The sequence below is a fragment of the Microbispora sp. NPDC049633 genome (assembly GCF_040675265.1).
Taxonomy (GTDB): domain Bacteria; phylum Actinomycetota; class Actinomycetes; order Streptosporangiales; family Streptosporangiaceae; genus Microbispora; species Microbispora maris.
In genome coordinates this window covers 17,470-35,788 of record NZ_JBFAOO010000047.1, presented here as the reverse complement: position 1 = coordinate 35,788, position 18,319 = coordinate 17,470, and the positions used below count along the sequence as shown (strand labels likewise).

Below are 18,319 nucleotides of genomic sequence, written 5' to 3'. Positions count from 1 at the left end.
TCCGATCACGTGCGTGGAGCCCGCGCCGCGGCAAGCTCCTCGATCTGCCGGACGACATGCTCTATCGGAGCGTTGGCGTCGATCTCCATGGTCGCGGTAGCCCGCAGCAGCGGCTCGACGACGCGCAGGTGCTCCAGGATCGCGTCTCGTTCCTCCGGCCGCTTGCCGTACGGATTGTTGGTCCGCTCTGCAACCCGGGCCAGCAGCACCTCGGCGGGTGCGCTCAGCAACACGACGTGGTCGAACAGCGGATAGAACGTGCCCTGGTTGCTCTTGCAGCCGGCCACGAACAGGGCGCCCTCCTCGTGGCCGGTGAGCAGCTCGGCGATCGCATCCTCGCGCCACACCCAGTCCGGCGACCCGTCAGGGAGGGTGACCCAGTGGCTCCAATGGCCGTAGTCCGTGTCCACGACCCGGTGCCCTCGTGAGCCCAGGATCTGTAGCGCGGTCGACTTGCCGGTTCCCGACATTCCGGTGATCAATATCTTGGCCGGCTTCATATCGGCGTCTACAGAGCCGTGGAGGCGGTGGTCTCCGGCACGAAGGCGATGCCGTCGAAGTGCTCGGAGAGCACAGTCGACGTGTAGCTGAGCTTGTAGGTGAACCGCCTCGCCACCGCGCCGTAGCTCCGCATGTAGAGGGAATCGCCGAGCCACTGCGCCACAGCCTCGGGCCGTGGCCCGCCCCGCAGGTCGACCACATACTCGCCCGGGGAGGCGGCGGCCAAGTGGCCCTCCACGATCGTGGGTTTGTGGACGAGTGGGACGCGGAAGGTGACCGGAGGCTTGGACGGATTCACCTTTCCGAACCGTGGTCGCCGGGCCCGGAACCGGCCTTCTCCGAACAGCACGCCGAGTGCGTAGTACGCCTCGCCGTGGCGCTGTGCGAGGTGCCGGCCCATGGCGGGCACCGACCCGCCGCTGTGACTGCCCTTCATGATGTGGCCGTTGTGCGCCAAGAGGGCGATCCTGGCGTTCGGGTCGGCCAGGAGCAGGTCGAGGTTGTCGGCGAGATAGCGGTCGCGGGCGACGCTCACGGTCTCGGCGGGGTCCGAATGCCGGAACGGCCGGCTCGAGAGGTCCGCGCTCTGCCGCACGATCCGCGCGTGCGCCAGCGCCTCATCCCGTTCGGGGCCGGAGGCCCGGCCGGTCAGGAAGTCCTCCACGCGGCGGGCGTCGGCTTCGATCCGCCGGTCCAGTGCTGGGCCGATGCCCAGGCGCTTGCCGGCGAGGGGAGCGAGGGGGTCGAGCAGGTCCGGCGCGTCATCGCCGAGGTAGGTACGCAGGGCCTCCAGCGAGGCCGCCGGGTGCTGCGGGTCGATCCCCACGAACCGGACCTTCTCCGCAGCGGTGCGGTTGTGGTCGCGCAGCCACTGGACGACCGCCAGCATCTCCTCGGTGTGCAACGTCCAGAAGCCCAGCCCGGCGAGCGCCTCGACCGGATCACCGGAGCCGCCCCGCACGTAGTCGTCCACGGCTCGGGACGCCGAGGCGCTGGCCTCCACCGCGAGTGTCGTGAAGCCCAGCTCCTCGACCAGGAACTCCAGCAGCCGGTGCCTGATCAGGAAGAACTCCCGGCTGCCATGGGTGGCCTCACCGACTCCCACCACCCGCACCCCGTCCAGCGCGGCGCGGAACGGCGCGAGGTCGGCGGTCCCGGCGCCTGGTTTCAGACCGTTCAACGGTATCGCTCGCGACTCGAGCCACTCCGCCACTCCGTTCTCCATGAAGATCCCCCACGGTCGGTCGGATGACGGTCAGAGACCCGTGACGGTGCTGCGGCGTTCGAGGAGGACGACGTCGCGCCAGCGGTCGTGGTGCCGGCCGATGTGGTGGCGGATGCCGACGACGCGGAAGCCGGCCTTCTCGTGCAGGCGCAGGCTGGCGGTGTTCTCGGGGAAGACGCCCGACTGGATGGTCCATACGCCCTCGGCCTCGGTGGACCGGATCAGGGCGTTCAGCAGCGCCAACCCGACTCCCCGGCCGGAGTGGGCCGGATCGACGTAGACGGAGTGCTCGACCACCCCGGCGTACACGCAGCGGCCGGAGACGGCGCTGACGGCGACCCAGCCGATCACCCGCCCGGTGGTGGTGTCCACGGCGACGTGCCGGTGGCGGGGCAGCTTCGCGGCGTCGAACGCCTGCCAGGTGGGGGCGGTGATCTCGAAGCTGGCGTCACCGCTGTCGAGCCCCGCTTGGTAGATGGCGAGGACCTGCGCGGCGTCGGCCTCCCGCATGTCCCGGATGTCATAGCCGGCGAACCCGGCGCGGTCGGTCACTTGCTGCCCCTCCTGGACGGCTTCCGGCTGAGGGAGTGGTCGCCGAGCCGGGCGGGGCGCCACATCCACAGCACTACCCCCACGAAGGCGATGGCGACCACCACGAAGAAGAGAACGTACGGGAAGGAGCGGCCTCCTTCCGCCGGCTCTTCGAGGGTCGCCGGTTCCACCACCGGAGCGATCCTGTCGATGAGGGCCTTCGCGGCCGCCTTGAGGTCGCCTGGGGGAGCGTGCCCGAGATCCGCCGTCCGGGTGACCTGGAGCAGGTCCTGCCGGATCCGGTCGCCCGCCGCGCTGTTGACGAGCACGACCAGCCTGCGCCGCGGAAGCGGCAGGCCCCGTGGATCAGGACGCCGGTAGCCCTCGTACGCGCTCACGCTCTCCGGAACGATCGCGGCGTCGGCGGAGTGCTCCGCGAGCCGGCGCGAGATCTCCTGGGCAGACTCGGGGCGCAACTGGACGCCCCAATCACGCAGCGCATTCAGCTGTTCCGCGCCGAGGGTGTCGCGAATGAGAACCTCCTCGCCCTTCTCGGGATGGTCGAGGAACCTCTCGGGCTTGATGTCGTCGTTGACGAGCAGGACGTCGGTGTCGGTCACCCGCAGGTCCGCCAGTTCGCTGAGGCCCAAGGCCTGGAGTTCTCCCCGCACGTCCCTGCCCGAGTACCGACCGCCGCTGACCGCCCGGAGGACGTCGAGGTCGTAGGCGATCGTCACGGTCGGCACGTCGGCGTGCGGCGTGACCGTCGCGGGATCGATCGTCTCGACGGCCGGGGCGTAGCCGTCGCGGCGGAGCATCTCGGCGAAGGCCTCGGCGGCGTACTGCTGCTCCGCGGGCGCCTGCACGACCACCGGCAGAGGGGAGAACTGCTCCGGGGAGGATTCGCCCGCGTCGCCCAGAGTGAGGAAGACGGTCACGACGGACACCACGACGAGCACGGCCGTTCCCGCCAGGGTCACCGTCAGACGCGCTCGCCGGTCCAGGCCCCGCCAGCTCCACCGGCGCTCGGGCGGCGGCTCGCCCAGCAGAGAGGTGAGCATCCGCCGGACGATCTCAGGTGTGCTGTCTGCACAAACGAGGGCGTCGGCCATGTCCTGGCTGGACTGCCTCCCCATCTCCTCGGGTGGAAAGGCCGCGTCCACGAGCCGTGCGTAGAGGCGGCTCGCGTCACTACGGGAGTCGATGACGCCGCGGAAGCAGTTGCGCTGGAGCAGGACCCGCTGGATGTGCTGCCGCGTCGTGGGGTTCGTGCCCGTTCGAGCCAGTTCCTCGACCGCGGCGCGGACGTCCGGGGCATAGCTGAGCGCGTCGGCCAGCGCCTCGATGAAGGCCTGCCCCGCGCCGTTCCGGTACGCCACCGTGGTGTCCGCGGGACCGGCGGGCAGGGCGGGAGGGGCGCCCGGCGGGGAGTGATCCGGCCCGGGTTCGATCTCGGGCACCGCGCTGCCGGACAGTTCGACCAGTTGGAGCACCCTGGGCCGGTCCTTCTCGAGGGACAGCGGCTCGGTGTCGCGGGCGAGCCTTGCGACCATCGTCGCCACGGGGACGTCGGATCGTGTGTAGAACTGGTAGCAGAGTTTCGAGGCCGTCTGGTCGCGGAGGCTCTCCGCCGGGTGCCCCCACACCACCGTCTGCCCTCCCTCGGGGGCGTACCGCGCGAACGACAGCTTGATGGTGTGCTCGGTCGTGCTGCTGGTCCAGGTGGCTGCGGTGAACCTGGTCCGCGTCCCGTACGGCAGCAGCGCCGCGACGGTGTCGACGAACCGCAGCCGGTCGATCATCGGGACGGCGTCGGCGCCCACCACGCACACCGGCCGGCCGTTCAGCAGCAGCGCCGCCGCCGAGAGTGCGTCCGGCCCGGGAGACACCGCCTCCGGGGCGTACGGGGGCACGTCGACGGTCAGCGGGGGCCGCGGCTCCAGCGGCAACGCGGCGAAGGCGGTGTAGAGCGCCGTGTACGACACGGGCCGATCGACGAGCTGCTCGTACGGCACGTAGAACCAGCGGGTGTAGGCGATCCTGCGGTTGGCGAAGTCGTGGTGACCGGACCACTCCCGGATCGCCAGGACCACATAGTGGGATATCTCCCCGTTCTCGCTGATCTTCGCGGTCCCGATCGTCACCTGTGGCAGGTCGACGGCGGTGCCCGCGGTGTAACGGTCCCTGAGCTTCTCGAACACCTCGTGATCGAGTCGTCCGTCGCTCCAGTTCAGTAGACCGTATTCGTCATAGCTGCCGGGCCGCTTGCCTTCCAGTGCCCACTCGAATCCGATCACCGGGAGCCGCCGGCGGCGAGGCGCTGCCCTAGCCACAGCATGGGCTCGACGACGTTGATGGGATGGACCTGTCCCCGGATGCGCAGGTCCTTGCCCGCCTCGGGCAGCAGGTTCTGGTAGTCGTGCCAGTCGAACGTCTTGGTCTGCGGCCGTACGTAGAAGCCGATCGACGAGGTGACGAAGAACTCGACGCGAGTGCGGTCGAAGAACTGGTCCAGGGCGTTGACGACCATGTCCGCGTTGCCGCTCGCGGACACTTCGCACAGCGCCCGGAACAGGTCCCGGGCGTCCTCGCTGCTCACGCGGGGAAATCCGTACTCGTCGTCCGGCGCGGGGTCGAGCAGGTTGAGTTTCTCCGCGGTCTCGAGCACACGGGGGTCGTCGAACTTGGTGATGCAGACGGCGACGTGATGGGGAAGCTTCCCGTCCCGGAGCTCGCCGGTCTCCAGCATCTTCTCGGCCAGGCGGGTGAGCGGCGGGTGCAGGTGATTGAAGGCGTCGCCGAGCTCGAATTCCCGGATGGGGTCGAAGAGGAAGACCAGGCCCCGGCTCTTCACCAGGTTGTCCATCAGGCGGCGTCGCGGGTCCTCGGCACTTCCGGAGCCGGTCCCCGTACGGAGGGGAGCCGCGCTGAACAGACCCCCGGGCGCGTCGACCATGCTGATGCCGATCTTCAGTGGCGGGGCGGGCCGGAGCCTGTGCCACCACCGGCGCTTGCGCCGCCCGGTCGGCCCGACCAGCGTCCAGCGGTAGTGCTCCAGGCTCTGGCTCGCCTCGGGGAAGACCTTCCCGCTCGACAGCGCGTTCGTTCTCTCGATGAGGTAGTCGGACGAGGCGGCGTCGGAGCCGATGATCTTCCAGTCGTCATTCCGCCGCATCAGCGCGATGTTCAGGGCGGCCAGAAGCGTGGTCTTGCCACTGCCCGGGGCGCCCCACATGGCGATGTCGTGTGCCGGTGGTCCCGGCGCCGGATCGGACTGCATGCCTGGTCTCACTCCGTCTCGTCGAGGAGGGGGAACGGGATGGGGAGGGCGGCGGGCGCGCTCAGCCCCAGGTCGGTGGCCAGCCCCCGGATGTCGAGGGCGTCGAGATGCGCGACGGCGTCCGCGCCGAGCCGGCGCCAGGCCGGGTGCGCGGAGGCGTCCCGGCGGTCGCAGATCGCGGCGAGCAGGGTGTCCGGCCGGTGCCGCACGCGACTCAGGAGCGACTGCCAGTCGTGCGGGTGCGGGCAGGGCAGGATCAACGACCGGTTCGCGCGCACCGGATGCGGCGGGCGGTCGCCGACCGTGAGCAGGACCGTGCGCATGTGTTCCGACGTCGAGAGCCGCCGGGCCACGGCGTCCAGCATGTCCTCCAGCTGCGCGGCGTGCGGGTAATAGGGATAGCCCTCGGTGATCGCGCCGCGATCCTCCAGCGGCTCCAGAGCGGCCAGAGCGTGCTCGGGCGCGACCTGCCAGGCGGCGACCTCCACCGGATGCTCTCCTGCCGACCGGTCGTCGTAGGAGTGCGCGCCGTACGTCACGAGGGAGACCCGCAGGAGGCCGGCCAGCTCGGTGGACAGGAAACTGACCACCTGGCGCACCCGGCTCAGCCGCTCCTCCACCTTCGCGTCCGGCCCGCACACCTCCACCGCGCAGATCAGATGCGTGGGTCCGGCCCGGGGCGGCAGCTGCGACGGCGCCGCGGCGACGAGGTCGCCCCAGTCGCGCGGGTCGCGCGTCAGCTCGCCCACGCCGGTGAACCGCACCTTTCCCGGCCGCACCAGCTCGGCCGTCAGCGGGTAACGCCCGGGGGTGAGCCTGGCGCTGTGCACCGACAGCAGCCTGGGCTCGCGGCCCTGCCAGGTGACCACGGCGAACGCGGTGCCGTACTCGTCGCCGGGCTCGCAGCGGACGGTCACCTCGGCCCGGGTGCCGGGGACGGCGCCGATCGGGAACAGCTGCTTGCTCCCCAGCCGCAGTCGCCCGTCCGGGTGGTCGGCACGCATCACGACCAGGTCGTACGACCGCGTCAGCGGGTCGGAGGCCAGGACGTCCTCGACGACCGCGGTGACCGGCCCGTCGACGGGGTGGACGGCGGCGGGCCGCGCCTCGCTCAGCCAGCCGAGCACCCGGCTCGCCTCCGCGCCGTCCGGGAACGAGCAGGCGAGGACGACCTCGTCGGCGGACGGCAGGTCGGCGGCCCGTAGCACGGCCTGCCGGGGAGACTCCTCTGCCCACCCGTGCTCGGAGGCCAGTTCGCTCCATGACAGGGACCAGTAGTGGCAGCGAGGTCTGCCGTTGTCGTCCCGATGGATCTGGAAGACGGTCATTGCGTCGGCTGCGACCTCGACGATCGTGAGGCGGCCGGTGGCGGTGAGCCCCGCAACGGCCCGGGCGACGGCCTTGCGAAGCAGAGCCTTGTCGGGCTCTGGCACGAATCCTCCGGTTATCGTCCTATTTGTCGCCCACGTCCTTTTATGTCTAGTCGGCAACTACGAAGAGACGACTTGTCATAACGCTAGGCTTCTTGTTGTGTCGTTGCGTCGAATCATTGTCAATTTCCCGCAATCACACGACAGGGATCTACGATAGCCCGCGTCGCGTGCGTTATGCCAGGTTGCGATATGGCGCTCCAGGTGGGGGCCGCGTAGGCGAGGAGAAACATGAGACGGTTTCTGATTGCGCTGTCCGGAGCGCGGCCGGAGGTGCTCCAACGGTGCCCGACGGAGTACGGGAAGTTCGAGGGCATCGGCGGCGCCGTGCTCACCACGGCCGTCCTCGCGGTGGTCTCGATGACGTTCGCCCTGAACAGCGCCCTGGGCGTCAACGTCGTCCTGGCGGTCATCGCGGCGCTCGTCTGGGGCTTGATGATCCTGAGCCTCGACCGCTGGCTGGTCACCACGATGAGGGCGGACGCCCCGCGCCGCTGGCCGCTGGCCGTTCCGCGCGTTCTCATGGCACTCCTGCTCGGTTTCGTCATCTCCACGCCATTGGTGCTGCAGATTTTCCGGTCCGAGATTGATGCTCAAATCGTGCAAATCAAGCAGCGGCGTGCGGACACGTTCGTCGCGCAGCAGCAGCAGGGCAACGTCGGCAAGGACGTCGGCCAGCTCCGCAAGGAGGTGGCGGATCTGGAGAAGGTCATCTCCTCCGGCGGCGACGTGCCCATCGACACCGAACAGGACCCGGCCGTCAAGGCGTTGACCGTCGAGCGCGCCAGACAGCAGAAACTGGCCGACAAGCACTACGACGAGTGGCAGTGCCAGCTGTACGGGGGACCCTCGTGCCCGAAGAAGGGCGACGGTCCTCTCGCACAGGACAGCCGGCGCGCGTACGAGAAGGACAAGCGGCGCATCGACCTGATCAACCGGCAGATCGAGAACCGCAAGCGAGAGTTGAGCGCGAGCAGCGAGGAGGCCAAGCAGGCCCGCCTCGCCAGCGCGCAGGAGGCCCTGCCCAAGGCGAAGGCGCAGCTCGACGCGGGGATCAAACGGCAGGCGGACCTCCAGGCGTCCTTCGACGCGGAGAACATGGCGACCAACGGTCTGCTCATCCGCATCCAGGCGCTGAACGAGATCACCGGCAAGGATCCCAGCCTCAGCGTCACCCGTCTGCTGCTGTTCCTGCTGTTCCTCCTGATCGAGTGCCTGCCGATCGCGGTAAAGCTGATGCAGCGGCCGGGCAACTACGAGAAGGTCCTCGCGCTGGCCGAGAAGCACGAGTTCCGCGACGCGCGGGGCACTTTCGCCTCCCCCGGCATGTCCGGTCCCGGTACGTCCGTCCCGCCCTCGGCCCGCTCCCAGGACGTCTGGCGCATCTGGTCCCGTACGGGCGAAACGGGTCCCCAGCCGGTCGTGGACGTCTCCGGGGACGGCGCGCCGTACCCGGCGGGCCCGACCGGCACCCGCGCGGAGACCGTCGGCGAGACCGACGTGTACGACTCGCTGGAGGACCAGGAGCTGAGACGGATGCCGGACGACAGGACCATGCGGGTGCCGCGGGCCGGCGCCGAGCGTCACGGGGGAGTCGAGCTGCTGCCCGATGACGACTGACGCTCCCATGGCGAGTCCGGGGCGCGTGATCAGGGACCGTTACGAGCTGAGGTCCCAGCTCGGCCGTGGCGGCATGGGCACGGTCTGGCTCGCGAAGGACAGGATGCTCGGCCGGCTCGTCGCGCTCAAGGAAGTCGCGCTGACGCCGTACGGCGAGAGCATCGAGGTCCAGCGGGCGAGGGCGCTGCGGGAGGCTCGGTCGCTGGCCCGAATCAGGCATCCCGCGATCGCCGGGATCTACGACGTCTTCGAGGAGGGCGGCTCGCCGTGGATCGTCATGGTCCACATCGAGGGCGGCTCCCTGGACGACCTGATCCGGCGGCGGCGGTTGTCCGAGCGCGAGATCGCCACCATGGGACGCGAGGTGCTGGCCGGGCTGACGGCCGCGCACGCCGCGCACGTGCTGCACCGCGACGTCAAGCCGGCCAACATCGTCGTGGGGCACGACGGCAAGGCGGTCCTGGTCGACTTCGGCATCGCCCACATCGCCGGCGAGAGCGGGCTCACCTCACGCAGCACCCTGCTCGGCACCTCGGAGTTCATGGCGCCGGAGCGGATCGACGGGCGTACGGTGGGACCGGCCGCCGATCTGTGGTCGCTCGGCATCACGTTCTTCTGCGCGCTGGAAGGCTACTCGCCCTTCCGCCGGGAGAACCCCTACGCGACCGTGCACGCCGTCTGCAACGACGATCTCCCGCGGCCTCGTCACCCCGGGCCGCTGTACGACGTGATCGCCGGGCTGCTCAGGAAGGAGCCCGGTCTCCGGACGGGAGCGGCCGAACTCGACCGCCGGTTGGCGGCGATCCTCGCCCCGCCGCCGTCCCCGCCGCCGAGGCGGCCGCCACACTCACCGCCACCCGCACCGCAGCAGCAGCGACAGCCGCCGTCGCCGCCGCGCGGCTCTTCCCCGTACGGTTCCTCACGCGGCACCGCCGCTGCGCTGGCCGCGATGACGCCCGGCGCGGCCGGACAGGCGCTGGACGCCATGGCGGGCGATCCCTCCCGGGCGGCCGAGGTGCTGGCCCTGCTGCCGCCGGATCAGGCGGGACGGGCGGTCGGCCACATGACCGCGGCGGGAGCGGCCGCGCTGCTGCGGCAACTGCCCGCGAGCCGGGGCGCGAGCATCCTGGCGGACGTCCCCGATCGGGTCGCCGCGGACATCCTCAACGCGCTCGGCGTCACGCCCGCCGCGGTCCGGCTGGTCGAGGCGATGACGACCCGGCGGGCCCGGCAGGTGCTGGAGTACGTGCCGCCGCCGGTCACCGCGGCCCTGCTCCGGGCGACCACGGACGGCCGCGCCGAGCGCCTTCTGGCCGGGCTCAGCCCCGCCGTACGCGCCCAGATCGCCATCGCCGACTGAACGCAGGGGTGTACGGGGTCGCGGCGGTGAGCCAGGGCAGGGCGTGACCGGACACCGGTGAGGGTGCTGTTTCGATCAGTCGTTCACCAGCGTCAGATTCGCGCGCCCGTCGCCGTCGTAGCGGTATCGGAGACGGATCTGATCACCCGGTACGACCTCGATCTCGGAAGACAGGGCCCAGCAGGCGGTGAACCAGTGGCTCCGCTCGTCCCCATGCCAGGGGGCGGTCGACATGGACACGCTGGGGGACATCCGCGCCTCGAAGTAGAGAACGGCGCCGGAGACGGTGCCTCGCTGGGAGGCGGTGAGAGTCACGTCCCCCTCGAACACGCGGGCGTCCTCCCGGAGGTCGATCCTGCTGAGCGGGTGAGGATCCGACATCCGCTGCCACTGCCGGACGGTCTCCGGTCTCTCGTAGAACCCCGCGACCCGCTCTCGGTCGGCCCGCAGCATCGGGGAGAAGTCGATGCCGTATCGGCTCTGCCATCGCTCGATCTGCCGGGGGAGGATGCGCTGTTGCCCCACGATGCTCTCGGGCATGTTCACCAGGTACAGATAGGTGTCGAACGACGAGGGGATCAGCCGGGCGTCCGGTGTGAGCAGACGCTCCCTGGCGTCCTGGACCGACTCCCAGATGACCATGTCCAGGGCTTCGTTGCCCACGATGTCGGTGGTCAGGACGGTGGCGGGCTCGGGCAGCTCGGTCGTGCTGGACCAGCCCTTGACGAAGGTCATGCGGTCTGCGACGCCGTTGGCCTTGGCAACCTCGGCGGCGAGGTCGCCGCTTCTCGCCGGCTCGATCGCGTAGACGTGCCTGGCGCCGGCCTTTGCGGAGGCGATGGCCAGGATCCCCGAGCCTGAGCCGAGATCGAGCACGACGTCGTCAGGAGTCACCACCTCGTTTATCGCCCGGATGAACGTAGCCTTCCTGACCGGGTCTTCCAGGATGCGGATGTTCAGGTGGGCCAGCCCGTACCCTCCTGTCGGGAACATCAGCGGGGTGTAGCCTTTGGGCGGATCCTCGGTGAGGATGCCGGCACTCACCATCATGCTGAGCGTCGTCAGCGTCTCCTCCACCGCACGGCGTCCCTTGAGCCGCGGTCCGAGGCGCCGCATGCACTCTGCGACAGACGTCGGGGCATGGAATACGTCGAGCAGCCCGAGAGCGTGCTGGCCGAACTCCCACACACGCTGATCGTGATGGACGCGGACCAGGTTCGCGCTCTCCAGCTCCATGTAGAGTTCGGGCACACGCTGCAACAGAGTGTCGGCCTTCAGCATCAGTCAGCTCCTTGGGGAGATTGTTTTCCTGGACGTGCCGCCAGCGCCTGCGCGATCGCGGTGATCAATGGCCGCCGGAAGTCGCCGAGGGATCCCAATTCCGTTTCTCCGGTGGCGAACGCGGCGCCGTCCCCCGGTTCCACCACCCGATAACCGTCCTCACGCAGCCGGACGACGTTCCGCTGGACCGCGGGTTTCTCCCACATGACCTGGTTCATGGCAGGAACGAGGACGACCGGGCAGGTGGCCGCAAGGAGAATCGAGGTCAGTAGGTCGTCGGCGATGCCGTTGGCCACTTTCCCGAGGAAGTTCGCCGTGGCGGGAAGGACCGCGATGGCCTCGGCCCAGCCGGCCATCGTCACGTGCGAGTCGCGGCCGGCCGGTAGGTCGTCCCAGTTGGAGAACGTCTCACACGGGGCAACCGCTCTCAGCGACTCCTCGGTGATGAACCGCCGGGCCATTCCGGTCAGCACCACACGGACCTCGGTCACGCCGAGTTTGAGGCTGAGCCAGGGAAGGAGATGCGGGACGGTGAGGGACGACACCGAGCCGCAGACACCGAGCAGGAGTCTCAGCTGCCCCTGCGGCGGAGGAGTCGTCACGGGGCTGTCACCTCGCAGAGGACCAGCCACTGCTTCTCCACCTGCGGCAGGACGTCGCACAGGGCGTCGTCCGGTCCGAAGGCCCAGGTCGCCTGTGCGTAATGGTCGATCACCCTTCGCGCCGTGAGCACGTTCAGCCGCTCGCGCTCGGCGGTGTCCAGCGGATGGCCCGCAGACGCCTGGTACCGGGCGAGGAATGCTTCGAGATGCCTGCGGAGAAGCGGTGCGTCCATGTCCGCCAGCCCGGCCGCCTCCAGCAACTCGCCCAGGAGATAGGCGACATCGCTCGAGGGGTCTCCGACACCGGCTTCCCGCCATCCGAGGATGACCACCGGCGACGTGAGGGCGATCACGCCGGTCGAGAACCTGCCGTGGACGACTGACAGCCGTCGCGGTGGCGGGCACGAGCCGTCGGCCGCGCCCGACATCAGCGGGGACAGGTGCAGCGGCAGTCGCTTCGCGGCCTCCCGTATTCCCGCCGAGGCCTCGTTGTCCGACGCGATCCAGGCGGTGGCCGTCGCCCGGTCCGGCAGGGCCTGCGCCACCTGGTCCACCGGGAGCCGGTGCAGCGCCCCCAGAAAAGAGGCCAGGCCCTCCAGCACGTCGCGCCACCAGGTCTCCTCCCCGGCGAACCTCCGGTCGAAGAGCCGGTCGCACAGCAGTCCGGGGGTGGGCAGGGCGCTCCAGACCGCCAGATCGTTACCGTGCACACGAGGGGGCGCGGCGATCGCGCCGACCCGCGGCACGATCCGAAACAGAGCGGCGATGCCAGAATTGTCCAGATAAACGCCGCCGGGTCTTTGCAGGTGCTCGGCCCATCGATACCCGTTCCGCGTTCTCGCGCAGATCCTGTGGACGAAAGGGCCACGTATCGACCGGGTCGCTTTCCTATCTGTCATGTGAACGGGCTTTCCTGAATCCGATGAACCGTCAGGTTCATCACCTGCTCGCGCCAATGCCGCATTGCATTGCCGCAGTTGCCGATCTCGCAGACAGCCTAGGTGGCGGATATTTCGCTATCAAGCGACACATTCGCAAAAGTGTCGCATATGCGACGCAAAGGAGAGTAGTGCCTATTGTGGGCATTGCTGCCGCAAAATAACCTGACACTCGGTCGACACCTACATGAAGGAGGGCAACAATGTCCGAAGTCACAGTCGACGAGGCTCTGGTCGCAGAGCTCATGGGCCGGGTCGAGGAGGACGACGTCCAGAGCATCGACATCGAGTCCGTCGACGTGTCGTTCTCCGAGCTCGCCGGCATCAGCGCGGAGGAACTGCAGCGGTTCCTCGAGGACAAGGTCGGCGTCTCCCCCGACGAGAGCATCCAGGGCACCTTCACCGGAGCGCTCGTCACCCCCGCCACACACTGCTGAGACGGTCGACGGCTGAAGCATCGATGAACCCTTCTCCAGAAGATCTACTGCGTGCCCGGACGCTGGGGTTCCTGATTCCGCGTCCGGGCGCGCGTCCGTCGCCGCGCGCGGATGACGATCACCTGTTCACCGCCGAGTCGGTCGGGCGCATCCTCCGCTCGGCGGGACACCCCGTTCATGACGTGACCTCCGTGGTGCGCTGCATCTCGCGGCGGCGCGTGGCCCTGGCGCGACTGGCGGACGACTCACATGTGCTGCTGAAGTGGCCGGATGAGGACATCGACGTCCAGAACGACTATGAACCCACCATGCTGGGGCTGCTGGACGAGCTGCGGCTTCCTCCGCGGGTGAGGGCGTCCATCCCCCGGATCCTGACGGTGGACCCGTGGGCCCGAGTGGTCGTCGTCGACGCGGTCGCCCCGTGCCCCAGCCTGCACGACATGCTCAAAGAGGAAAACCGGCTGCCGGAGCCGTGTCTGACTGCCCTGGCCCGGGTTCTCGTCGCCCTGCACGGCATCCCGGTCGAGGGGATCAGGGACAGGTACGAGGACCGGAGGCTGGGCCCTCCGGTGCCGCGCGACACGGTCGTGAGCACGTGGGAGTACGTCCACGGCTGCGGCCTGGAATTCGACGACTATCTGAGGGCCATGCAGGAACTGGAACCGAGTTTCCGGGATCTGCACGACCAGTGGGCTCCCAGCAGCCTCATCCATTTCGACCTGGGGGGAGACAACGTCCTCTTCCCGGCGGAACGGCCGGAAGGAGCGCTGCCGGTCAGGCTCATCGACTGGGAGCTCGCGGGATTCGGCGACCCGATGTACGACGTCGGTTTCCTGGTGGGACAGCTGTTCGTCGGCCATATGCGGCGCGTGCGGTTCTCCATCGGAGACTCCGGCTGGCTGCCGCGGTTGCAGGCCGACGTACGCGCGTTCCTGCGGGCTTATTCGGCCGGCGCGCCGATGTCCGCCGAGCAGCTGAACAGAGCGGTGCAGTACGCCGGCATAGCACTGCTCGTGCATGCCACGGTCAGGCTTCAGCAACTCGGCGGACTGGGCAGGATCGGCTATCTCTGCCTGCATTTCGGCAAGCGCTTCGTGCAGTTTCCCAACGTCGTTTCCACGCTGCTCATCGGCGCGGCCGGAAAAGTAGGGGGGCCGGATGAACGTTTACGAGAAGATCTTCTGGCGAATAGCGCAGGAAATTGAGATCCTGGACTCCGCCACTTTCCGGCATCCCGAGTTCGGCACCCTGGAACCGCCGAGGGATCTGGACGTCGATCCGGAGCGCCCGGTTCTGGCGCACCTGCACCGGTTGATCTACCTCACTTACTACGCCGGCGACTATTTCGCCGCGGAGCTGTTTCTGCGGGGTGGTCGCCGTGCGGCGTCGCTGCAGGGACACGAGGACTACGAACTCGTCAGCCGCATCCAGGCCGCCGACGCTGGGCGGGGACAGGTGCAGGACGGCTGGGTCGTCCGGAGCAGGCGGGGCCGCGATTACCTCGTCACCAAGGACGCCCTGACGCTGCGGGCGGCACCGGAGGAGCTGATCGCCGAGGGGCCGCTGACAGAGGGAGCGGAGGTCGCGCTGCGCCTGCCGTCGGGCCGGCCCTACCTGCTGCTGGGGTGGTACACGATCTTCGGTGACCACGGTGGGCTGGACGGGAGGGCGGACGGGCTCGTCCGTCTCTATCTGACGCTGGCGGACGCCGATGCGGCGCCGGAACTGGTCCACGCCATCACTCGGGCCCTGAACGACCTGCATGTCCCCTTCCAGTTGAAACTAGTGAACAACCAGGAGGCGTTCGAACGCCGGGACGCTTTCGTTGTCTACATCGGCGCGGGAGCCTGGGAGCGTCATCGGACTGTGATCGAGGAGATCCATCGCAGCCGGGAGAACCGCTTCCGCGACGACCACCCCTGTTTCGCGCTCAGACTGGCCCGGGGCTTCTCCTTCGCGCAGGAGCCCGAAATCGAGGGACAGCGCACGAGCTTCGGCCTGCACCGCTGCCAGCTCGTGGCGGAGGGACTGGTGCGCGCGTACGAGGAAGGCCGCCACTCGCCGCGCGAGCGCTTCCTGTCGATCAAGGAGAGGTACGTCGAGGAGGGTCTCGACATCCGTCGCCCCTATCTCAACGCGCCCGGGAGCCGGAAGACGTCGAGTCTCGTCGGCGCATAGGACGATCCAAGAGGAGGAAGCATGCGCCTTCGCAGGCATATTCCGAAGATCAACGGGACCGGAGCGCACCGTGAGGTGAGTTCGGAGGTCACATGGGACCGGGTGCGGCCGCACCTGCGCCGGGCCGGTATCACGCGTGTCGCCGACATCACGTGGCTGGACCGGGTCGGAATACCCGTCTACAACGCGATTTCACCGCGTTCGCACGACGTGATCTCCGTGTACAACGGCAAGGGCGCCCGGCCGATCGACGCCATGACGTCGGCCGTCATGGAGGGGATCGAGAGATTCTCCGCCTGGCTTCCCGTTCGTCCCGCGGCCATCGCCTCCTACGAGGAGTTGTCGGCGCAGGGGCGCCCGGTGCTCAACCCGAGGGACTACAACCTGAAGTTGTCCCGCCATTACCGGGATGACGCGCCCATCTCCTGGGTGGAAGGGTTCGACCTGCTCAACGAAGAATCGGTCCTCGTGCCGCAGGACGGCGCGGTCTACAACATGAAGATGCACGAGCCGCCCACCTACGAGATCTCCACCACGAACGGGCTGGCATCGGGGAACAGCCTGGAGGAGGCCATCTGCCACGCGCTCTGCGAGGTGATCGAACGGGACTCGATCACCATCGCGGAGCTGCTCAGCAGCCAGCTCTCCCAGGTGCTGGAGAAGGGCCTGCACGTCGAGCGGCAGCCGGCCGCGATCTTCGAGCGGCTCAAGGAGCTGCACCCCCATCTCGACATGGAGAGTCTGCCGCCGCGGGTGCAGGCGCTCGTCCAGCAGTTCCACACCGCCGGCATCGAGATGCGGCTGATCAACATCACCACCGACCTCGGGGTGGCCAGCTTCATGGCGGCGACGGCCGAGGACCTGGGGCCGACGGTGTCGCAGGGGCACGGCGGCTTCGGTACGCACCCCGACGCGGAGGTCGCGCTGCTGAGAGCCATCTCGGAGTGCGCGCAGGGCAGAGCCGTCGACATCCAGGCGATGCGGGAGGACATCAGCCTCCCCGGTGAGGACGTTCCAAGGCACCTGTACCACGTACGCAGGTCGTCCACCCTCGACAAGGGCGGATGGGCGTGGCGGCCGGTCGGCGCGCGCGTCCGGATGTCCGACATCCCTTCCCGGCCGAGCGAGGACATCATCGCGGACATCGAGTTCATGCTCGGCAGGCTCCGCTCCTGTGGGATACGGCGCGCGGTGGTCGTGGACCTCTCTCCTCCGGGGATTCCGGTGAACGTGGTGCGTCTGCTCGTGCCGCACCTCGAATCGTGGGGAGTCGACTACAGCAAGCTGGGGGAACGAGGCGCCGGAGCCTGGACGAGGGCGCTCAACGAGTTGGCGGAGAAAAAGCGTGACCTCGCGGTTACCGTCTGATCGAGGAGTCTTCAATGACAGCCGTGGTGTTCGCGGGCCCAAGCCTCCGGCGGGAGTCGGTTCCGGACCGGCGGGACATCGAGATCCTGCCACCGATCCAGCGGGGCGACATCGACGCACTCCTCGCCCGTGACATGCCTCCGACCGTAATCGGCATCGTCGACGGCCGCTTCATGCAGAGTCTGTCGATCTCTCCCAAGGAGGTGCTGAAAGCGATCGACCAAGGGATCCACCTGCTCGGCTCGTCCAGTATGGGCGCGCTCCGAGCGGTGGAGTGCGCGCCGTACGGGATGCACGGCGTCGGAAAGATCTTCGAGGAGTATCTGTCGGGCCGCGTCGACGCGGACGACGAGGTGGCGATGATCTACTCGGAGGGCGACTTCCTGCCGATCTCCGAGCCGATGATCAACCTGAGATTCGCCGTGAAAGCGGGAGTGTCCGCAGGCGCCTTCGAGGAGCACACGGGGGAGGTCTTCCTGCGTGCGGCCAAGGCGCTCTACTTCCCGGAGCGGACGGTCGACCGAGTGCTGCGGCTGACGGCCGGAGAGGTGACCGCGAAAGAGCATCGCAGGATCGGGGAGTTCCTCGCGTCCTCCGCGCCCGACACCAAGAGCGAGGACGCGGCGACTCTGATGGCCAGGGTCGTGGAGTTCCTGCCTCCAGCCGCGCCGGCGCCCTCGGACGAAGGCGCCTGGTCGTGACGCCGCTCGACCAGGAGAAACTCTCGATGCTCGGGAGCGAGGGTTTCTGCCTCCCGGTGGACCTTCTCACGCCGGAGGAGGCGGCGGAGATCCTCCGGGAGGTGCGGAGGTACGAGAGCCTCGCCACCAGGGTGGGCGGCGTCCTCGGCCATCACTGGACGTTTCCGAAGAGCCACTTGGTCGCGGGATGGGCCGATCGCCTCGTGCACGACAGCCGTGTCCTGGCGGTCGCGGAGCAGGTGCTCGGACCCGACCTGCTCGTCTGGGCCACGAGCCTGTTCCTCAGGAAGGCCGCAAGCCCCGGAGAGCTCGCCTGGCACCAGGACGCTCCGTACTACGGCTGGGACGGATTCGACGGGAGAGCGGTGCGCATGTGGATAGCGCTCACCGACACCCACCGCGGCAACGGCACGATGCGGTACGCGCCGCGCACCCACGGGAGCGGTCTCATGCCGCACAGCTACCGAGGGTCCGGCGTGTCGGCTCTCATGCGGGGAGAGGAAGTCGATTTCAACGTGGACGACGAGACAGCGGTGGACGTGACGCTGACCGCGGGCCAGTGCTCGCTGCACCTGCCGACGACGATCCACAGTTCCGGCCCCAACGTGAGCCGGTCCGACCGGGTCTGCTTCGCCATCGACTTCATCCGGCCCGAGGTACGGCCTCTGGGCGGCCCCGACAGCGCTCTCCTCGTACGGGGCTCCGACACGTCGGGTCACTACGAACTCGAACCCAGGCTCGCCGAGGAGTTCGGCGCCGCAGCCCTCAAGGCGTTCGCCCGTGCGACGAGGATCCGGCACGGCAGGATGGTCACCGTCATGCGCGCCGGTCACGATTCCGGTGCCCGCGCCGTGTAGGCGGTGCGGA

17 protein-coding genes are annotated in these 18,319 nt (G+C 68.8%); 8 read left to right on the top strand and 9 right to left on the bottom strand.

What is annotated here, in order from left to right:
• Nucleotides 1–5: 5 nt before the first annotated feature.
• The 6 genes from AB0J39_RS15160 to AB0J39_RS15135 are packed head-to-tail and all read right to left on the bottom strand — an operon-like array spanning nt 6 to nt 6,970.
• Nucleotides 6–500 carry an AAA family ATPase gene (locus AB0J39_RS15160; RefSeq protein ID WP_363464494.1) on the bottom strand — a complete coding sequence of 165 codons (495 nt, stop codon included), beginning with the start codon at nt 498–500 and terminating at the stop codon, nt 6–8.
• A gap of 8 nt (nt 501–508) precedes the next feature.
• The gene (locus AB0J39_RS15155; RefSeq protein WP_363464492.1) at nt 509–1,714 is read right to left on the bottom strand and encodes an erythromycin esterase family protein; all 1,206 of its coding nucleotides are present in this window, start codon (nt 1,712–1,714) and stop codon (nt 509–511) included.
• Nucleotides 1,715–1,756: 42 nt separating this feature from the next.
• The gene (locus AB0J39_RS15150; protein ID WP_363464490.1) at nt 1,757–2,278 is read right to left on the bottom strand and encodes an N-acetyltransferase family protein; all 522 of its coding nucleotides are present in this window, start codon (nt 2,276–2,278) and stop codon (nt 1,757–1,759) included.
• Entirely contained in the window at nt 2,275–4,554 is a 2,280-nt protein-coding gene (locus AB0J39_RS15145; RefSeq protein WP_363464488.1) for a hypothetical protein, read from the bottom strand. Before AB0J39_RS15145 ends, AB0J39_RS15150 begins: the two co-directional genes overlap by 4 nt.
• Nucleotides 4,551–5,537 carry a hypothetical protein gene (locus AB0J39_RS15140; protein ID WP_363464486.1) on the bottom strand — a complete coding sequence of 329 codons (987 nt, stop codon included), beginning with the start codon at nt 5,535–5,537 and terminating at the stop codon, nt 4,551–4,553. Before AB0J39_RS15140 ends, AB0J39_RS15145 begins: the two co-directional genes overlap by 4 nt.
• Before the next feature lie 8 nt (nt 5,538–5,545).
• Nucleotides 5,546–6,970 (bottom strand): hypothetical protein, encoded by a 1,425-nt coding sequence (locus tag AB0J39_RS15135; protein ID WP_363464484.1) that lies wholly within the window; start codon nt 6,968–6,970, stop codon nt 5,546–5,548.
• A gap of 228 nt (nt 6,971–7,198) precedes the next feature.
• Between AB0J39_RS15135 and AB0J39_RS15130 the strand changes: the two genes are divergently transcribed.
• Nucleotides 7,199–8,587: a DUF4407 domain-containing protein gene (locus tag AB0J39_RS15130; RefSeq protein WP_363464483.1), complete on the top strand. Its 1,389-nt coding sequence runs from the start codon at nt 7,199–7,201 to the stop codon at nt 8,585–8,587.
• Nucleotides 8,577–9,947, top strand: coding sequence for a protein kinase (locus AB0J39_RS15125; RefSeq protein ID WP_363464481.1), 1,371 nt, complete (start codon nt 8,577–8,579; stop codon nt 9,945–9,947). The genes AB0J39_RS15130 and AB0J39_RS15125 overlap by 11 nt, the downstream gene beginning before the upstream one ends.
• A 75-nt stretch (nt 9,948–10,022) precedes the next feature.
• Here the strand turns inward: AB0J39_RS15125 and AB0J39_RS15120 are convergent, their stop codons facing one another.
• The 3 genes from AB0J39_RS15120 to AB0J39_RS15110 are packed head-to-tail and all read right to left on the bottom strand — an operon-like array spanning nt 10,023 to nt 12,540.
• The gene (locus AB0J39_RS15120) at nt 10,023–11,228 is read right to left on the bottom strand and encodes a 50S ribosomal protein L11 methyltransferase (protein ID WP_363464479.1); all 1,206 of its coding nucleotides are present in this window, start codon (nt 11,226–11,228) and stop codon (nt 10,023–10,025) included.
• The gene (locus AB0J39_RS15115; RefSeq protein ID WP_363464477.1) at nt 11,228–11,830 is read right to left on the bottom strand and encodes a flavoprotein; all 603 of its coding nucleotides are present in this window, start codon (nt 11,828–11,830) and stop codon (nt 11,228–11,230) included. Before AB0J39_RS15115 ends, AB0J39_RS15120 begins: the two co-directional genes overlap by 1 nt.
• On the bottom strand, nt 11,827–12,540 hold the full coding sequence (locus AB0J39_RS15110) for a phosphotransferase (RefSeq protein WP_363464475.1): 714 nt from the start codon (nt 12,538–12,540) through the stop codon (nt 11,827–11,829). The genes AB0J39_RS15115 and AB0J39_RS15110 overlap by 4 nt, the downstream gene beginning before the upstream one ends.
• Nucleotides 12,541–12,971: 431 nt before the next feature.
• Between AB0J39_RS15110 and tvaA the strand changes: the two genes are divergently transcribed.
• From tvaA to AB0J39_RS15080, 6 genes are read left to right on the top strand one after another with little or no spacing between them, the layout of a single operon-like run.
• Nucleotides 12,972–13,205 carry a thioviridamide family RiPP peptide gene (gene tvaA / locus AB0J39_RS15105; protein ID WP_204049206.1) on the top strand — a complete coding sequence of 78 codons (234 nt, stop codon included), beginning with the start codon at nt 12,972–12,974 and terminating at the stop codon, nt 13,203–13,205.
• Nucleotides 13,206–13,228: 23 nt separating this feature from the next.
• Nucleotides 13,229–14,410, top strand: a complete 1,182-nt coding sequence (locus AB0J39_RS15100) for a phosphotransferase (protein ID WP_363464473.1) — start codon at nt 13,229–13,231, stop codon at nt 14,408–14,410.
• Nucleotides 14,364–15,383 carry a T3SS effector HopA1 family protein gene (locus tag AB0J39_RS15095; protein WP_363464472.1) on the top strand — a complete coding sequence of 340 codons (1,020 nt, stop codon included), beginning with the start codon at nt 14,364–14,366 and terminating at the stop codon, nt 15,381–15,383. Before AB0J39_RS15100 ends, AB0J39_RS15095 begins: the two co-directional genes overlap by 47 nt.
• Nucleotides 15,384–15,404: 21 nt before the next feature.
• Nucleotides 15,405–16,751, top strand: coding sequence for a YcaO-like family protein (locus AB0J39_RS15090; protein ID WP_363464471.1), 1,347 nt, complete (start codon nt 15,405–15,407; stop codon nt 16,749–16,751).
• A 14-nt stretch (nt 16,752–16,765) separates the two neighbouring features.
• A complete protein-coding gene (locus AB0J39_RS15085; RefSeq protein WP_363464469.1) occupies nt 16,766–17,452 on the top strand; it encodes a TfuA-like protein in 687 nt (228 codons plus the stop codon).
• On the top strand, nt 17,449–18,309 hold the full coding sequence (locus AB0J39_RS15080; RefSeq protein WP_363464468.1) for a phytanoyl-CoA dioxygenase family protein: 861 nt from the start codon (nt 17,449–17,451) through the stop codon (nt 18,307–18,309). Before AB0J39_RS15085 ends, AB0J39_RS15080 begins: the two co-directional genes overlap by 4 nt.
• The last annotated feature ends 10 nt before the right edge of the window (nt 18,310–18,319 follow it).